The following is a 14,475-nucleotide window of genomic DNA, read 5'->3' on the forward strand; positions in this document are numbered from 1 at the left end:
GTTAGGCTTGTTTTTTGATCGCAACATCATTAAGAATTGCATCAAATATATCTTTTTGCGTAAAGTTATCTGTAAAAATAGTTTCTCTGGCAACCTTAATAGTATCGTGCGGATTATACCATTTTTGTAGGGAATCTTCACCAAATTCGTGTCGTTTGTCCCTTGTGTTATGTCGTCTAATAGTTTCCTCTAATGATAAATCAAAGTAATATGCAAATGCATTTTCATCAAAATAACGAATTAATTCTTTTAACATCTCACCATACCTATGACTGTTCAATATACCTTCTAAAATAACAAATTCACATTTTCCTTTTCCGTACTTCGTAATTTCAAATAGTAAATCATGTGATAAATTACCCATTGTGTCGTGTACTCTAAGCATATCTCTACGTACAACATCCTGTGATACTAAAAGTGTCCCTTGTCCGAAATGTTCTTGTAGTTGCTTTGCGATTGTTGTTTTACCACTTGCAGAGTTTCCTCTAAGAATGATTAAAGTGGATGTAAGTATAGGATTAGACATAATGCATTCCCCCAACAGTATTGATTATATAGAAAATTTTAACAAATAACGTGGAGAAAGTGTATAATCAATATGATGGATATTTAAGGAGGGGGTTAGATGGGAGATACATTAAAAAATGCACAACCAATATGGAAGCGGACATGGTTTCGCTATCTAGGGGCATTTTTCATTGTTCAGTTACTGTTTATTTTGTGTGAAATAACTGGGTGGGTACCAAACTTTAGGCCAGGCGGAGAGTTTTTTAATAGAATATTAAATTCTCAATTTTTCACTGAATGGTTCACACTCTATACAATCCCGCAATTTAACGTATTTACAGCATTTTTTGCGATTACATTACTACCATATGCATTAGTAGGTGCAATGAAAGATGTAACAGCAAGAAAAAATATAAAGGAATAATAGAGGTATAATATGCTTTTTCAAAAAGAAGGTTTATTGATTAGATACGTAATGGAAGATGATGCATCTATCATTTCTAAATGGTTAACGGACCCAGCAGTCCTGCGGTATTACGAAGGACGAGATAATCCGCAATCTGTAGAAAAGGTGCTTGATCATTTTATACATAGTCCAAACAGTAATGAAAAAAGATGTTTAATAGAATTTGATACCATTCCGATTGGTTACATACAAATGTATCCAGTGGATTCAGAGTGGAAAGCGTTATATGGCTATAAAGAATCACAAAATGTATGGGGTATGGACCAATTTATCGGTGAACCAGCCTATTGGGGAAAGGGAATTGGAACAAAACTCGTTCAGGCAGCAATTACATATATTATGGGTGAAATGGGAGCAGAAGCAATTGCAATGGATCCGAAAGTAAATAATGAACGGGCAATAAAGTGTTATGAAAAAAGTGGATTTAAAAAAGTAAAGATTTTAAAGGAACATGAGTTGCATGAGGGGAAATTAGAAGATTGTTGGATGATGGAATATAAACAATAATAATGGCTTATACAAACAAAGGGGGATGTGCGAAATGAAAAAAGCATTAATTGTAATTGATGTGCAAGCGGGGATGTATACAGCTGGAATGCCAGTACATAATGGGGAAAAGTTTTTACAAACATTACAAGAGCTTATTGGGGAATGTCGTTCAAATGATATTCCGGTTATTTATGTCCAACATAACGGACCTAAAGATCATCCGTTAGAAAAAGGTACAGATGGTTGGCGAATCCATGCGGCCATCGCTCCGCAAGAAGGGGACAATATCGTTGAAAAGACGACGCCAGATTCATTCCATAAGACAAACTTAAGCGAAGTGTTACAAGAAAAAGGAATTGAACACGTTATTCTTTCAGGAATGCAAACAGAGTATTGTGTAGATACGACAACACGCAGAGCATGTAGTGAAGGATATAAAGTAACGTTAGTGAGTGATGCGCATAGTACATTTGATACAGAAGTGTTACGTGCTGAAGATATTATGAAACATCATAACGCAGTATTGGGAGCGTTTGCGGATGTTGTTGCATTAAAAGACTTGAAAGTGGCTGCCTCTAAATAAGAGGCAGTTTTTTATTGGGAAAAATAGCGTCAAATATTGTCGGTAAGTCGATATTTTGAAATAATCGTTTTTATAATTTCACGTACCATAATGAAAATACACAAAAGAGGAGCACCACATAATTAAAAAGGGCGCTCCCGCATTAAAACGTTACTTCTTCTTATCTTTATCCAATATATTTTGTTCTTCAGCAAACTCCGTACCATATGCAAAGCGGCGATTAATATGAATATTATCATTGTGATGCCTTGTGCGGGCATTTGAAAAACGATGAACGATTACTTCTGATAATGTGAAGACAATCGCCGAAAGGATACTGCCCCATGCAATTTGCATATAGTTGTCTAATAAAATATTACCAAAAATCCAAACGCTTAAATACGTTAATAAGAAATCTGTCATAATGGCACCAGTATTGCCAATTCGATTTAAAATAATTTTATCAACGAACATGTAGGATACAATTGTAACAAAGAGACTGAATGAAATGATTTGGACGAACGTTGCAGGGAAAAATAAAGCAAGCCCAATACTAAATGCGATAATGCACGATATAAACTTGATAAGCACTACTGTGAAATCATTCAAAATTTACACCTCCGATTTATACATAGTTTTTCAATAAATTCTGGAGTTCATACATTGTAACGGATTTATTTACATAAAACTTTTTCATGTTTGAAATTTAGTCTAAATATTATAAAAACAGTGAAAAAATGTTATAGTAAAATGAGAGTGTATGACATTTTTAGGTAAGGGGGAATCCAGAATGTGGATTACTTCAGAAGTAGAAATTCCAGATGAATTAATCGATCACCTTGAGCAAGGGAAGTTAGTGTTATTTGTTGGAGCGGGAGTTTCTATGAAAGGGAAATCAAACTTACCGAATTTTGATGATTTAGTTGATGAAATTGCAAAAACGTTATATGTCGAAAAACGTGAAATAACAGAACCTCATGATTATTATCTTGGTAAAATTGCGAAAACAAAAGATGTACATCAAGTCGCAAGAGATCTTGTTCATATAGAGAAATCAAAACCGAATCCATTGCATTATGCAATTCCAAGGTTATTTCCTTTAGATACAGATGTCCGCATTGTAACAACAAATTTTGATCAACATTTTACAACTGCAATTAAAGAAATAAATAGAGATACCAATGTTTATTACGCTCCAGCTTTACCGACTGGGAGGGCTTTTAAAGGTCTTGCTTATATACATGGTAATGTAGAACAGGAGAAAGAGGCTTTAATTTTAACAGACGGTGATTTTGGAAGGGCTTACTTAACGGAAGGATGGGCGAGAAGGTTTTTAGTCGATCTATTCTCAAATTACACTGTTTTATTCGTTGGATATAGCCATAATGACCCAGTAATGAAATATTTAGCAACTGGTTTACCACCAAGTACAAGACGGTATGCTTTTGTTGCGCAAGGAGAAAATACGTACCACTGGGAACATTTAGGGATAAGACCAATTGTGTATCCGAATAAAGCAAATAATCATCAATCCCTCGTAAAAGCGGTAAAACGATGGGCAGAATTAATGGGTGATAATTATATTACGAAAAGAATGCGTATTCGGGATATTGTAACGGTTCCACCGTCAGTAGAACAGGAACAATTATCATACATAAAGCAATCAATTAAAAAAATTGAAACAGTTCGTTACTTTGTGGAATTTGCTCATGATTATGAATGGGTCGAATGGTTGGAAGCAGAAGGTAAATTACAAAATTTGTTTATGCTTACGCCAAATTATAATGAGGTAGATGAATTACTTGCAGAATGGTTAGTAGAACAATTTCTTTTTAGTCATCAGAAAGAATTATTTCAATTAATTTATAAAAACTATTCTAAAATATCACTGTTATTATGGAGAACGATTTGTAACTACTTAAACGAAACGAAAAGTAAGATGGACCCATTGTTGTTTGCAAGGTGGACACTCCTTCTATTAGAAACAGCTGAAAAAGATAGTAGCTCTATAGAAAAGATTTCTAACTTACTACAAAAATGTTCTTTTCCAGAGCATAAGGAAATTTCCTTATTGTTACTAACTTTTATTTTAGACGGAAAATTAAAGTTGAAACGAGTAAGGAAATGGGGAAATGATACGCAAGAATCAATAGAACTCGAGGAATCGAGTCGCTTACCAGTGTCTATATTTTCTCATGTGGAGCAAATTTGGAACGAAAAGATGAAGCCATATATCGCCTACTACGCTGTTCCAATTATGATGATTGGATTAGAAAAATTGAGAATGTTGTCGTTAAGACAAACGGCATTGAAAAAAAGAAATAAGGAAGATGTAGAAAAAGAGTTTTATCAAAATGATCTTGCATTTTTAATACAAATTGTAAAAGAGTGTCTAGCTTATTTATGCGAAAACAATGAGAAAAAAGCGGATTATTATATTACAGAAATGATAGAAGCAAATAGTGTGCTTCAAAAGCGAATTGCAATTGATGCGATGAATAAAAATATTTTTGTTCGTGTAGATGACAAAATGAAATGGTTGTTACATGAAGGACTTCTTTTAAATTTCACTTATAAACACGAAGTTTTTCAACTTTTAAAAAGGCATTATGCACATTGTTTAGAAAAAACTAAAGAAGAAGTCACTCGAACTGTAATAAAGCATCTTACAGAAGAGAGGGTATTTGATGCATGTCTCGTATTAGACTTATTATTCAAGTGTGATTCAAATAGTCCATCTACGGCAAATGGGTATGAGTTAATGAAGCAAAAACATCCTCATTTTCATTCTGAACGATACAGTGTACAAAAGAAAGAAGATACAGAACAAAGCATTACTTGTAATGTCACTGCTGACGGATTATTGCAGCTGAAAGATATTGAAATTATGAAGCAAGTTCGGCAATTTTCTCAAGATGGTGTTTTTGAACAACGCCATTTTTTAGAGATGTTATCAAAAGCATGTAAATTAAATACAGAGTGGAGTATTTCATTCGCATACCAATTAGTAGGAGTGCAAGAAATAAGTAATGAAGTATGGTTTGTTTGTATTAGAGAATGGCGAAATAACCGAGGATTGACAAATAATCAAATCCAAAAAATTATTCCGCTATTGCAGCAATTTGTTAGAAATACGGATTTTCATTGGTTAATTAGTAGTTTTCTATATGAAATTAGTAATCGACTAGAAGAGTTAGAGGAGAATAGTATACGTGTTGTAAAACGTTTTGCTTTTTCAGTATTTCCTCAAGTTATGAAAAGTAATACAGATTTTAAGCTCGGAAAACAAGATTTTTACAATGAGTCAATTCAGCATCCTGTTGGAAAAATGACAGCTGTATTATTAAAATTGTTATCATATGATCATTTATACGATCGTAATGTATATGAATATTTATTTTTATTTGAAGAACAAGTAAGAGTTCATTCAGAACGAACAAACTTTATGGTTGCTCGTTTAATAGCGGATATTACATTTCTATATCATATTGAAAAGCAATGGTGCCGAAAATATTTGTTACCATACTTAGATTTGAAAAAACCAAATGAGATTACGGAATATGCATGGGCTGGCTTATGTTACACGCAAATAAATTTACCTTTATTTACAGAAATGAAACGATTTATTAAGTATGCGGTAGAACATTTGGAAGTATTACATCCACATACGAGGGAAGCTTTCTTGAAGTGGCTTAGCTTTGTATTTATTAAATGTGTACTATATTGGGAGCAAAAAACAGATTGGTTATACCCTTTACTCATATTAGAAAATGAAGAAAATAAAATTAAATTTATGCAGTTTTTATGCTATTACGTCAAAACATTAAGCGTAAAAGAACAACAAAAATTTTGGACAGCTTGGTTCAGTGTATTTTTGCGAGAACGACCAAAAATGGGTGAGATAACTGTGAGAGAATATGTAATGCTTTTACGTATTATTTTATACATGGATGAAATATTAGAAAAAGGATTATGTATTATGTCTCGTGCATTTTCAAGTGTACATGGTAAATGTACAGGTGAGGAAATGAAGCAGTTATTGATTGAAATGCTTCATAAGAAAGAAAGTATGAAAGCGCATAAAAAAATGTTTGCAAATGTGTTTTTTATTTTACTACAAACATGTCAAGAAGCCGTTTTATTTGAAAAAGAAATCATACAAATAAAAGAATTATTAGTTCAGTATGAAGTAGAGGAATACGTTTTGCATTTACTGGAAAATGAAATAATTCGCATAGGAATTGTAATGGGTGATTTACAAGAAGAATTATAGGACGAAAGTGGAATTTTAAAAAATATATAAAAAGTTGTTGACAGTGTTTTGAAAAGCGTTCTATAATACGAATCATACTTATTCAATTTCAAAAACATTTGAATAAACAAAGTGCAATGAAGAGATCACAGTAGTGGTTAGTCTTACTGTAACAGAGAGCTGGTGGTTGGTGTGAACCAGTACAGGGATAATCATGAATTACAGTCTTGGAGCATCTTTTTCGTAATAAAGATAGTTTGTCTTTATGAGGAAAAAGCGGTCAATTGATCGTTAACAGTGAAGAGAGGTAGACGGAAAGTTAGTCTGCAACTAGGGTGGTACCGCGATAAATATCGTCCCTACTGATTTATTCAGTAGGGACTTTTTGTATTTTAGTGGTCCAACTTGAAAATAAAATAGTCATGCATTGAAAGGAAAAGCAGTAGTTGTTGTTTCCCTGTAACAGAGAGCTGGTGGTTGGTGCGAACCAGTACAAAAACAAGAGCGAATTACAGTCCTGGAGCATCTTTTTCGTAGTAAAGATAGTATTGTCTTTATGAAGGGAAAGACGGTCAGATGATCGTTAACAATGAAGAGAGGTAGACGAAAGAAGTCTACAACTAGGGTGGTACCGCGATAAATATCGTCCCTACTGATTGGATCAGTAGGGCTTTTTTGTACAAAAAAGTGGCTTTTTAACTAGTAGTTCATGTCTTTGTACGAATTATTAGTTTAAAATAAGAAAAGGTATCGATCCCACTATAAATTTGTATAATTAACCAGTTCAGAAAATAGAGAATCTTTTATTCTCTTACTATACTTTTAAAACATTAGAGGAGGATTTCCAAATGGCAAATCATGAATTAGATCAATTACGTAAACAGGTAGATGAAATTAACTTACAACTATTACACCTTTTAAACAAACGTGGTGAAATCGTTCAAAAAATTGGAGAGCAAAAGCAAGTACAAGGTACGAAACGCTTTGATCCAGTACGTGAGCGTGAAGTACTTGATATGATCGCAGAGCATAACGAAGGACCATTCGAAACATCAACAGTTCAACATATTTTCAAAACGATTTTCAAAGCAAGCTTAGAGTTACAAGAAGATGATAACCGTAAAGCGTTACTAGTATCACGTAAAAAGAAACAAGAAAATACAATCGTTGATGTAAAAGGTGAATTGATTGGAAACGGAACACAAACGTTCATCATGGGACCTTGTGCAGTAGAAAGCTTAGAGCAAGTTCGTCAAGTAGGGCAAGCGATGAAAGACCAAGGCTTAAAATTAATGCGCGGTGGTGCTTTTAAACCAAGAACATCTCCATACGATTTCCAAGGTTTAGGAGTAGAAGGGCTACAAATTTTACGCCAAGTAGCAGACGAGTTCGACTTAGCAATTATTAGTGAAATTTTAAATCCGAACGATGTTGAAATGGCATTAGACTACGTTGATGTCATTCAAGTTGGCGCACGTAACATGCAAAACTTCGATTTATTACGAGCTGTAGGTAAAGTTAACAAACCAGTATTATTAAAACGTGGATTAGCAGCAACAATTGATGAGTTCATTAACGCAGCGGAATACATCATTGCGCAAGGTAACGATCAAATTATTCTTTGTGAGCGCGGTATCCGCACATACGAAAGAGCAACACGTAACACATTAGACATTTCTGCAGTACCAATTTTAAAGAAAGAAACACATTTACCAGTTATCGTTGATGTAACACATTCAACTGGACGCAGAGATTTATTATTACCAACAGCGAAAGCGGCACTTGCAATTGGCGCAGATGCAGTAATGGCTGAAGTTCATCCAGATCCAGCAGTTGCATTGTCAGATTCTGCACAACAAATGGACATTCCAGAATTCCATAGATTCATGGATGAGTTAAAAGGTTTCAAAAATAAATTATCTTAATTCCATATTATATATGCGTTGAAGAGGAAACAGTAGTGCTTATCTCACTGTTAAAGAGAGCTGATGGCTGGTGTGAATCAGTACAAAGGTAAGCATGAATTACAGCCTTGGAGCATCTTTCTCGACAACTTATGGAGGGGAAGACGGTCAAACGATCGTTAAAGAAGAAGAGAGGTAGACGACAGTTGTCTACAACTAGGGTGGTACCGCGATAAACATCGTCCCTACTGAGCGCTCAGTAGGGACTTTTTTGTACAAAAAAATAGTAAAGGGGCAAGAGAAATGAGATACATTACAGCTGGAGAATCACATGGACCGCAGTTAACAGTTATTTTAGAAGGTGTACCAGCAGGTTTGACACTTACGGCGGAACATATTAATAAAGAATTATTAAGAAGACAAAAAGGTCATGGACGCGGAAGACGCATGCAAATTGAAACAGATACAGTTGAAATTGTAAGTGGTGTTCGTCACGGGATGACACTTGGATCACCGATTACGTTAATCGTAAAAAATGATGATTTCAAACATTGGACGAAAGTAATGGGTGCTGAGCCAATTTCTGAAAAAGAAAGTAAAGACATGAAACGTACAATTACAAAACCACGTCCAGGACATGCGGATTTAAATGGAGCAATTAAATATGGTCATCGTGATATAAGAAACGTATTAGAGCGCTCATCTGCAAGAGAAACGACAGTTCGTGTAGCTGCTGGTGCAGTAGCAAAACAAATTTTAAGCGAATTAGGTGTGAAAATTGCAGGACATGTTCTTGAAATTGGTGGTGTAAAAGCAAAACATATTTCAAACTTACCGATTGAAGAAATTCAAACGATAACTGAAAACTCACCGGTTCGATGTTTAGACAAAGAAGTAGAGCAAGAAATGATGGATGCGATTGACAATGCAAAAAGTAGCGGAGATTCAATCGGTGGTATTGTGGAAGTTATTGCAGAAGGTATGCCAATTGGCGTTGGTAGTTACGTTCATTACGATCGTAAATTAGATGCCAAACTTGCTGGTGCAATTATGAGTATAAATGCATTTAAAGGTGCTGAAATTGGCGTAGGTTTTGAAGCGGCAAGACAACCAGGAAGTAAAGTGCATGATGAAATTCTGTGGGATGAAGAAAAAGGATACACGAGAAAAACGAATAATGCTGGCGGTTTAGAAGGCGGTATGACAACAGGTATGCCAATTGTCGTAAGAGGCGTTATGAAGCCAATTCCTACATTATACAAACCGTTAGCAAGCGTTGATATTGATACGAAAGAAGCATTCCAAGCGAGTATTGAAAGATCTGATAGTTGCGCAGTACCAGCAGCGGGTGTAGTAGCTGAATCTGTTGTAGCATGGGAACTTGCAGATGCACTAGTCGAACAATTCGGAAAAGATCGTATGGAATTATTAAAACAAAACATTATGCAACACAATAACTACGCAAAAGAATTTTAATAAAAAGGTGGGTTTAACGTGCAAGTAAAAGATCAACTATCATCATTACAACCATATAAACCAGGTAAATCACCAGAACAAATGAAAGAAGTGTACGGAGATCATTCGTTTGTGAAATTAGCATCGAATGAAAATCCATTCGGTTGTTCACCGAGAGTTTTAGAAGAGTTGCAAAAGTCTTGGTTGGAACATGCTTTATATCCTGACGGAGGTGCTACAACGCTCCGTCAAACAATTGCAGATAAGTTACATGTCCAAATGGAACAAATACTTTGCGGTAGTGGTTTAGACGAAGTCATTCAAATAATAAGCCGTGCAGTACTTAAAGCAGGAGATAACATCGTAACGGCTGGTGCAACATTCCCGCAGTACCGTCATCATGCAATTATTGAAGGTTGTGAAGTGAAAGAAATCCCTTTAAATAATGGTGTATACGATTTAGACGAAATTTCGTCAGCAATAAATAATAATACGAAGATCGTATGGATTTGTAATCCGAACAACCCGACAGGCACATATGTGAATGATCGAAATTTGACTCAATTTATTGAAGGTATTAGTGAAAATACGTTAATTGTCATTGATGAAGCGTACTATGAATACGTAACAGCAAAAGATTTCCCGGAGACATTACCGCTTTTAGAAAAACATAAAAACATTCTTGTACTTAGAACATTTTCTAAAGCATACGGATTAGCTTCTTTCCGCGTTGGATATGCGATCGGACAGGAAGAGCTAATTGAGAAATTAAATGTCGTACGTTTACCATTTAACGTATCTTCATTAGCGCAAAAAGCAGCTACGATTGCTTTTGATGATGACGAGTTTATTAAAGAAATAGTTCGCGTGAATACAGAAGGATTACAGCAATACGAGAGTTTCTGTAAGGAAAACGGTATACCATTTTATTCGTCACAAACTAATTTCATCTTCTTACCGGTAGATAATGCTGGAGAGATTTATGAAGCTTGCGCACATGCAGGGTTTATTATTCGTCCATTCCCAAATGGTGTCCGTATTACAGTTGGAACAAGGGAGCAAAATGAAGGAGTGATTTCAGTGTTAAAACAACACTTTGAAAATAAAAAAAGAAAGTCTCGAGATGAGGCAAATGCGTAAAAAGGTAGTATTAATTGGAACAGGTTTAATAGGAGGCTCTCTTGCCTTAGCGATTAAGAAAGAGCACGATGTAACGATAACAGGTTACGATATATTTCAAGAACAAATAGAGCGTGCAAAAGAATTACACGTAGTAGATGAAATAGCAGTTGATTTACAACATGCATGTGAAGAGGCACATTTAATTGTTTTTGCTTCTCCAGTTGAAGAAACGAAGAAGCTATTACACAAACTTGCGTCATTCCGTTTACGAGAAGATGTTATAGTGACTGATGTTGGTAGTACAAAAGGTTCTATTATGAACGAAGCGGAAGCTTTATTTTCAAAGGAAGTTTCTTTCATTGGTGGACATCCGATGGCAGGTTCTCATAAAACGGGAGTTGAAAGTGCAAAAGCACATTTATTTGAAAATGCATTTTATATTTTAACGCCGATGAATCATGTGCCAAATGAACATGTGGAAGAACTAAAGCGTTGGTTACAAGGAACAGGATCTCATTTTCTCGTTCTAAATACAGAGGAACATGATTATGTAACAGGGATCGTTAGTCATTTTCCGCATCTTATCGCAGCTGGATTAGTAAAGCAAGTGGAGAAACATGCAGGAGATAATCCGCTCATTCATCAACTAGCTGCGGGAGGGTTTAAAGACATTACACGTATCGCATCCAGTAGCCCAAAAATGTGGAGTGATATTGTTAAGCAAAATCGCGAGCATTTAATGGTATTATTAAAAGAGTGGATCTCTGAAATGGAAGATTTATATGATACAGTTTCTACTGGAGATGCAGGCGAGATTCAAACCTATTTTGCAGACGCGAAAGAATACCGTGACTCTTTACCAGTACGAAAGAGAGGGGCAATTCCTGCCTATCACGACTTATACGTCGATGTTTTAGATAAAGTAGGGGCATTGGCTCATATTACGAGTATTTTAGCGCGCGAGGAAATTAGTATTACGAACTTGCAAATATTAGAAGCGCGTGAAGGACTGCTTGGGGTATTACGTATTAGCTTCCAAAGGGAAGAAGATCGTATGAAAGCAAAGCTAGCGCTTGGAGAAGAAGAATACCAAACTTATGAAACAATTTAAATGAGAAGGTGAAAAACGTGAAAGAAAGAACAATACAACCTGTTAATAACGGATTGAATGGCGATATTACAATCCCAGGTGATAAATCCATTTCACACCGTGCTGTTATGTTCGGTTCGATTGCAGAAGGGAAAACAACAATTAAAGGTTTCTTGCCCGGTGCAGACTGTTTAAGTACTATTTCATGTTTTAAAGAAATGGGAGTAGAAATTACGCAAAGCGGTGATGAAGTTACTGTAGTTGGTAAAGGATTAGAAGGTTTACAAGAACCGAAAGCTGTATTAGATGTTGGTAATTCTGGTACAACAATTCGATTAATGTCAGGTATATTAGCTAACACACCATTTTTCTCTTGCGTACAAGGTGATGAATCTATCGCAAAAAGACCGATGAAGCGTGTAACAAACCCATTAAAACAAATGGGTGCAAACATTGACGGCAGAGAAGAAGGAACATTTACACCGCTAACAATACGTGGCGGAGATTTAAAAGCAATTGAATATATTTCTCCTGTTGCAAGTGCACAAGTAAAGTCAGCTATTTTACTTGCAGGGCTTCGCGCAGAAGGTGTAACAGCTGTTACAGAACCACATATTTCCCGCGATCATACGGAAAGAATGCTTGAAGCATTTGGTGTTAAAGTAACTCGAGAAGGAAAGACAGTGAAGCTGTCAGGTGGACAAAAATTAACAGCAACAGACATTCAAGTGCCAGGTGACGTATCATCAGCAGCATTTTTCTTAGTAGCAGGTGCAATCATCCCAAATAGTAAACTAGTATTACAAAATGTAGGAATGAATCCAACTCGTACAGGTATTATTGATGTTATAGAGAAAATGGGTGCTACGTTCACTGTAGATCTAATTAACGAAGGGGCATCAGAACCAGCTGCAAATATTACAATTGAAACATCTTCATTAAAAGGAATCGAAATCGGCGGAGATATTATCCCAAGATTAATTGATGAAATTCCAATAATCGCATTAGCGGCAACACAAGCAGAAGGAATTACAGTTATTAAAGATGCACACGAATTAAAAGTAAAAGAAACAAATCGTATTGATACAGTCGTTGCGGAGTTAACGAAACTAGGAGCTCGCATAGAAGCAACTGATGACGGCATGATCATTTACGGAAAATCAGCTTTAAAAGGCAATACAGTAAATAGTTACGGTGATCACCGCATCGGAATGATGCTTGCGATTGCTGGCTGCCTGGCAGAAGGAAAAACAATTATTGAAGATGCAGAAGCAGTAGGTGTATCATATCCTTCATTCTTTGATGAACTTCAAAAGTTAGCTAAATAATAAGGATGGAAAGCAGATACGTGATGTATCTGCTTTTTTTGTTAAAACGTCTTTGTAATTTCACTTACCGAACTACAATAGTAAGAATTGTGATACAATTCAAACGGGGAATGGAGGAGAATTATATGAATGTCATACAATTAAAAGAAGATAAGTTCAGAGAAGCATTACGTTTATCAGAATACGCTTTTCAATATAAAGTAGATGAGGAACGATTACAGCAGCAACTTACAAAGATGAAGGAAAGTCATGAAATATACGGCATTATGGAAGGGGAAGACTTAGCAGCAAAACTACATCTCATTCCGTTTCATATTTACATAGGTAAAGAAAAATTTAAAATGGGTGGCGTTGCAGGAGTAGCGACGTATCCAGAGTACAGAAGAAGTGGGCATGTAAAAGAGCTACTTCAACATTCACTTCAAACGATGAAAAAAGATGGCTATACAGTCTCTATGTTACATCCATTTGCGGTTTCATTTTACCGTAAATACGGCTGGGAACTTTGTGCGAATCTACTCATATGTCATATGACTAAGAGCGATTTAGTGATGAAAAAACAAGTAAATGGAACTGTGAAACGTTTCAATAAAGAAAATCATCCAGAAGAGGTCGAAAAGCTCTATGAAGTATTTGCAGAACGTTTTTCAGGTATGTTAGTTCGAGAGAAGAACTGGTGGTTACAAGCAGTTTATGATGATTTAACATTAGCGATTTACTATGATGAAGATAAAACGGCAGCAGGTTACATGTTATACAAAATAGAAAACTATAAAATGACAGTAGAAGAATTTGTACCACTGCATAATGAAGCACGAAATGGTCTGTGGAACTTTATTTGCCAGCATGATTCTATGATTAAAGAACTTGAAATGACAGTAAGTGAAACCGAACCGTTGCTATATTCATTGCAAGAGCCACGCGTGAAGACAGAAATAAAACCATATTTTATGGGAAGAATTGTAGATGTAGAGCAGTTCTTAAAACAATATGAGTTGAGCTGGAACAATGTACAGCAAGAAGTGATTCTACACATTACAGACGCATTTGCTCCGTGGAATAACGTAGCAGTGAGACTTGCAAATCATGAAATAACAATTGTAGAAGAAACAACGGAAAAAGGAATTAAACTGGATATAACTGCACTATCAGCAATAATGCTTGGATATAAACGTCCATTAGAACTAAATGAACTTGAATTAATTAGTGGAAGTGACGAGGCAATACGGTCATTTGAGAATTTAGTACCAGTGCGTAAGCCATTTATTTATGATTTCTTTTAATTTGCATGTATGAAGGT

At 35.5% G+C, this 14,475-nt stretch carries 12 protein-coding genes and 3 other annotated features; of the genes, 10 read left to right on the forward strand and 2 right to left on the reverse strand.

The genetic code is table 11. The features are described 5' to 3' along the window. Window position 1: 1 nt before the first annotated feature. Window positions 2-526 carry a kinase gene (locus JFU02_RS00950; RefSeq protein ID WP_061666498.1) on the reverse strand — a complete coding sequence of 175 codons (525 nt, stop codon included), beginning with the start codon at window positions 524-526 and terminating at the stop codon, window positions 2-4. Between the two features lie 99 nt (window positions 527-625). Between JFU02_RS00950 and JFU02_RS00955 the strand changes: the two genes are divergently transcribed. From JFU02_RS00955 to JFU02_RS00965, 3 genes are read left to right on the forward strand one after another with little or no spacing between them, the layout of a single operon-like run. Next, window positions 626-931 (forward strand): YfzA family protein, encoded by a 306-nt coding sequence (locus JFU02_RS00955; protein WP_061666500.1) that lies wholly within the window; start codon window positions 626-628, stop codon window positions 929-931. 12 nt (window positions 932-943) lie between these two features. Next, window positions 944-1,480 (forward strand): GNAT family N-acetyltransferase, encoded by a 537-nt coding sequence (locus JFU02_RS00960; protein ID WP_000898772.1) that lies wholly within the window; start codon window positions 944-946, stop codon window positions 1,478-1,480. Between the two features lie 34 nt (window positions 1,481-1,514). Continuing rightward, window positions 1,515-2,045, forward strand: a complete 531-nt coding sequence (locus JFU02_RS00965) for a cysteine hydrolase family protein (RefSeq protein ID WP_000709529.1) — start codon at window positions 1,515-1,517, stop codon at window positions 2,043-2,045. 150 nt (window positions 2,046-2,195) lie between these two features. Here the strand turns inward: JFU02_RS00965 and JFU02_RS00970 are convergent, their stop codons facing one another. Beyond that, the gene (locus JFU02_RS00970) at window positions 2,196-2,633 is read right to left on the reverse strand and encodes a YndM family protein (RefSeq protein WP_098223892.1); all 438 of its coding nucleotides are present in this window, start codon (window positions 2,631-2,633) and stop codon (window positions 2,196-2,198) included. A gap of 181 nt (window positions 2,634-2,814) precedes the next feature. Here JFU02_RS00970 and JFU02_RS00975 point away from each other — a divergent pair, with 181 nt between their 5' ends. The 7 genes from JFU02_RS00975 to JFU02_RS01005 all read left to right on the forward strand — a co-directional run bounded on the left by JFU02_RS00975 (window position 2,815) and on the right by JFU02_RS01005 (window position 14,458). Then, complete coding sequence (locus JFU02_RS00975; RefSeq protein ID WP_061666504.1) at window positions 2,815-6,297, forward strand: DUF4020 domain-containing protein; 3,483 nt, start codon at window positions 2,815-2,817, stop codon at window positions 6,295-6,297. Window positions 6,298-6,404: 107 nt separating this feature from the next. Then, window positions 6,405-6,640 (forward strand) — a binding site (T-box leader). A gap of 54 nt (window positions 6,641-6,694) precedes the next feature. After that, window positions 6,695-6,930, forward strand: a binding site (T-box leader). Between the two features lie 194 nt (window positions 6,931-7,124). Beyond that, entirely contained in the window at window positions 7,125-8,201 is a 1,077-nt protein-coding gene (locus JFU02_RS00980) for a bifunctional 3-deoxy-7-phosphoheptulonate synthase/chorismate mutase (protein ID WP_001273575.1), read from the forward strand. Window positions 8,202-8,210: 9 nt separating this feature from the next. Further along, window positions 8,211-8,430: a binding site (T-box leader), on the forward strand. A gap of 53 nt (window positions 8,431-8,483) precedes the next feature. Further along, window positions 8,484-9,656 carry a chorismate synthase gene (gene aroC, locus JFU02_RS00985; RefSeq protein ID WP_001269431.1) on the forward strand — a complete coding sequence of 391 codons (1,173 nt, stop codon included), beginning with the start codon at window positions 8,484-8,486 and terminating at the stop codon, window positions 9,654-9,656. Window positions 9,657-9,674: 18 nt separating this feature from the next. After that, window positions 9,675-10,775 carry a histidinol-phosphate transaminase gene (hisC, locus tag JFU02_RS00990; protein ID WP_001197262.1) on the forward strand — a complete coding sequence of 367 codons (1,101 nt, stop codon included), beginning with the start codon at window positions 9,675-9,677 and terminating at the stop codon, window positions 10,773-10,775. Then, complete coding sequence (gene tyrA, locus JFU02_RS00995) at window positions 10,768-11,868, forward strand: prephenate dehydrogenase (RefSeq protein ID WP_001228135.1); 1,101 nt, start codon at window positions 10,768-10,770, stop codon at window positions 11,866-11,868. Before hisC ends, tyrA begins: the two co-directional genes overlap by 8 nt. 17 nt (window positions 11,869-11,885) lie before the next feature. Beyond that, on the forward strand, window positions 11,886-13,175 hold the full coding sequence (aroA, locus tag JFU02_RS01000) for a 3-phosphoshikimate 1-carboxyvinyltransferase (protein WP_000664603.1): 1,290 nt from the start codon (window positions 11,886-11,888) through the stop codon (window positions 13,173-13,175). 125 nt (window positions 13,176-13,300) lie between these two features. Continuing rightward, window positions 13,301-14,458, forward strand: a complete 1,158-nt coding sequence (locus JFU02_RS01005) for a GNAT family N-acetyltransferase (RefSeq protein WP_201069439.1) — start codon at window positions 13,301-13,303, stop codon at window positions 14,456-14,458. Window positions 14,459-14,475: the final 17 nt, after the last annotated feature.

It is taken from the genome of Bacillus sp. TH13 (assembly GCF_016651175.1).
In the GTDB taxonomy this organism is placed as follows: Bacteria; Bacillota; Bacilli; order Bacillales; family Bacillaceae_G; genus Bacillus_A; species Bacillus_A thuringiensis_S.

Bases quoted from the DNA above. Each gene is read 5' to 3' on its own strand.
- JFU02_RS00960 (WP_000898772.1), top strand. From the start codon at position 944: ATGCTTTTTCAAAAAGAAGGTTTATTGATTAGATACGTAATGGAAGAT.
- JFU02_RS00975 (WP_061666504.1), top strand. From the start codon at position 2,815: ATGTGGATTACTTCAGAAGTAGAAATTCCAGATGAATTAATCGATCAC.
- JFU02_RS00955 (WP_061666500.1), top strand. From the start codon at position 626: ATGGGAGATACATTAAAAAATGCACAACCAATATGGAAGCGGACATGG.
- JFU02_RS00965 (WP_000709529.1), top strand. From the start codon at position 1,515: ATGAAAAAAGCATTAATTGTAATTGATGTGCAAGCGGGGATGTATACA.
- JFU02_RS00980 (WP_001273575.1), top strand. From the start codon at position 7,125: ATGGCAAATCATGAATTAGATCAATTACGTAAACAGGTAGATGAAATT.
- JFU02_RS00950 (WP_061666498.1), bottom strand. From the start codon at position 526: ATGTCTAATCCTATACTTACATCCACTTTAATCATTCTTAGAGGAAAC.
- JFU02_RS01005 (WP_201069439.1), top strand. From the start codon at position 13,301: ATGAATGTCATACAATTAAAAGAAGATAAGTTCAGAGAAGCATTACGT.
- tyrA (WP_001228135.1), top strand. From the start codon at position 10,768: ATGCGTAAAAAGGTAGTATTAATTGGAACAGGTTTAATAGGAGGCTCT.
- aroC (WP_001269431.1), top strand. From the start codon at position 8,484: ATGAGATACATTACAGCTGGAGAATCACATGGACCGCAGTTAACAGTT.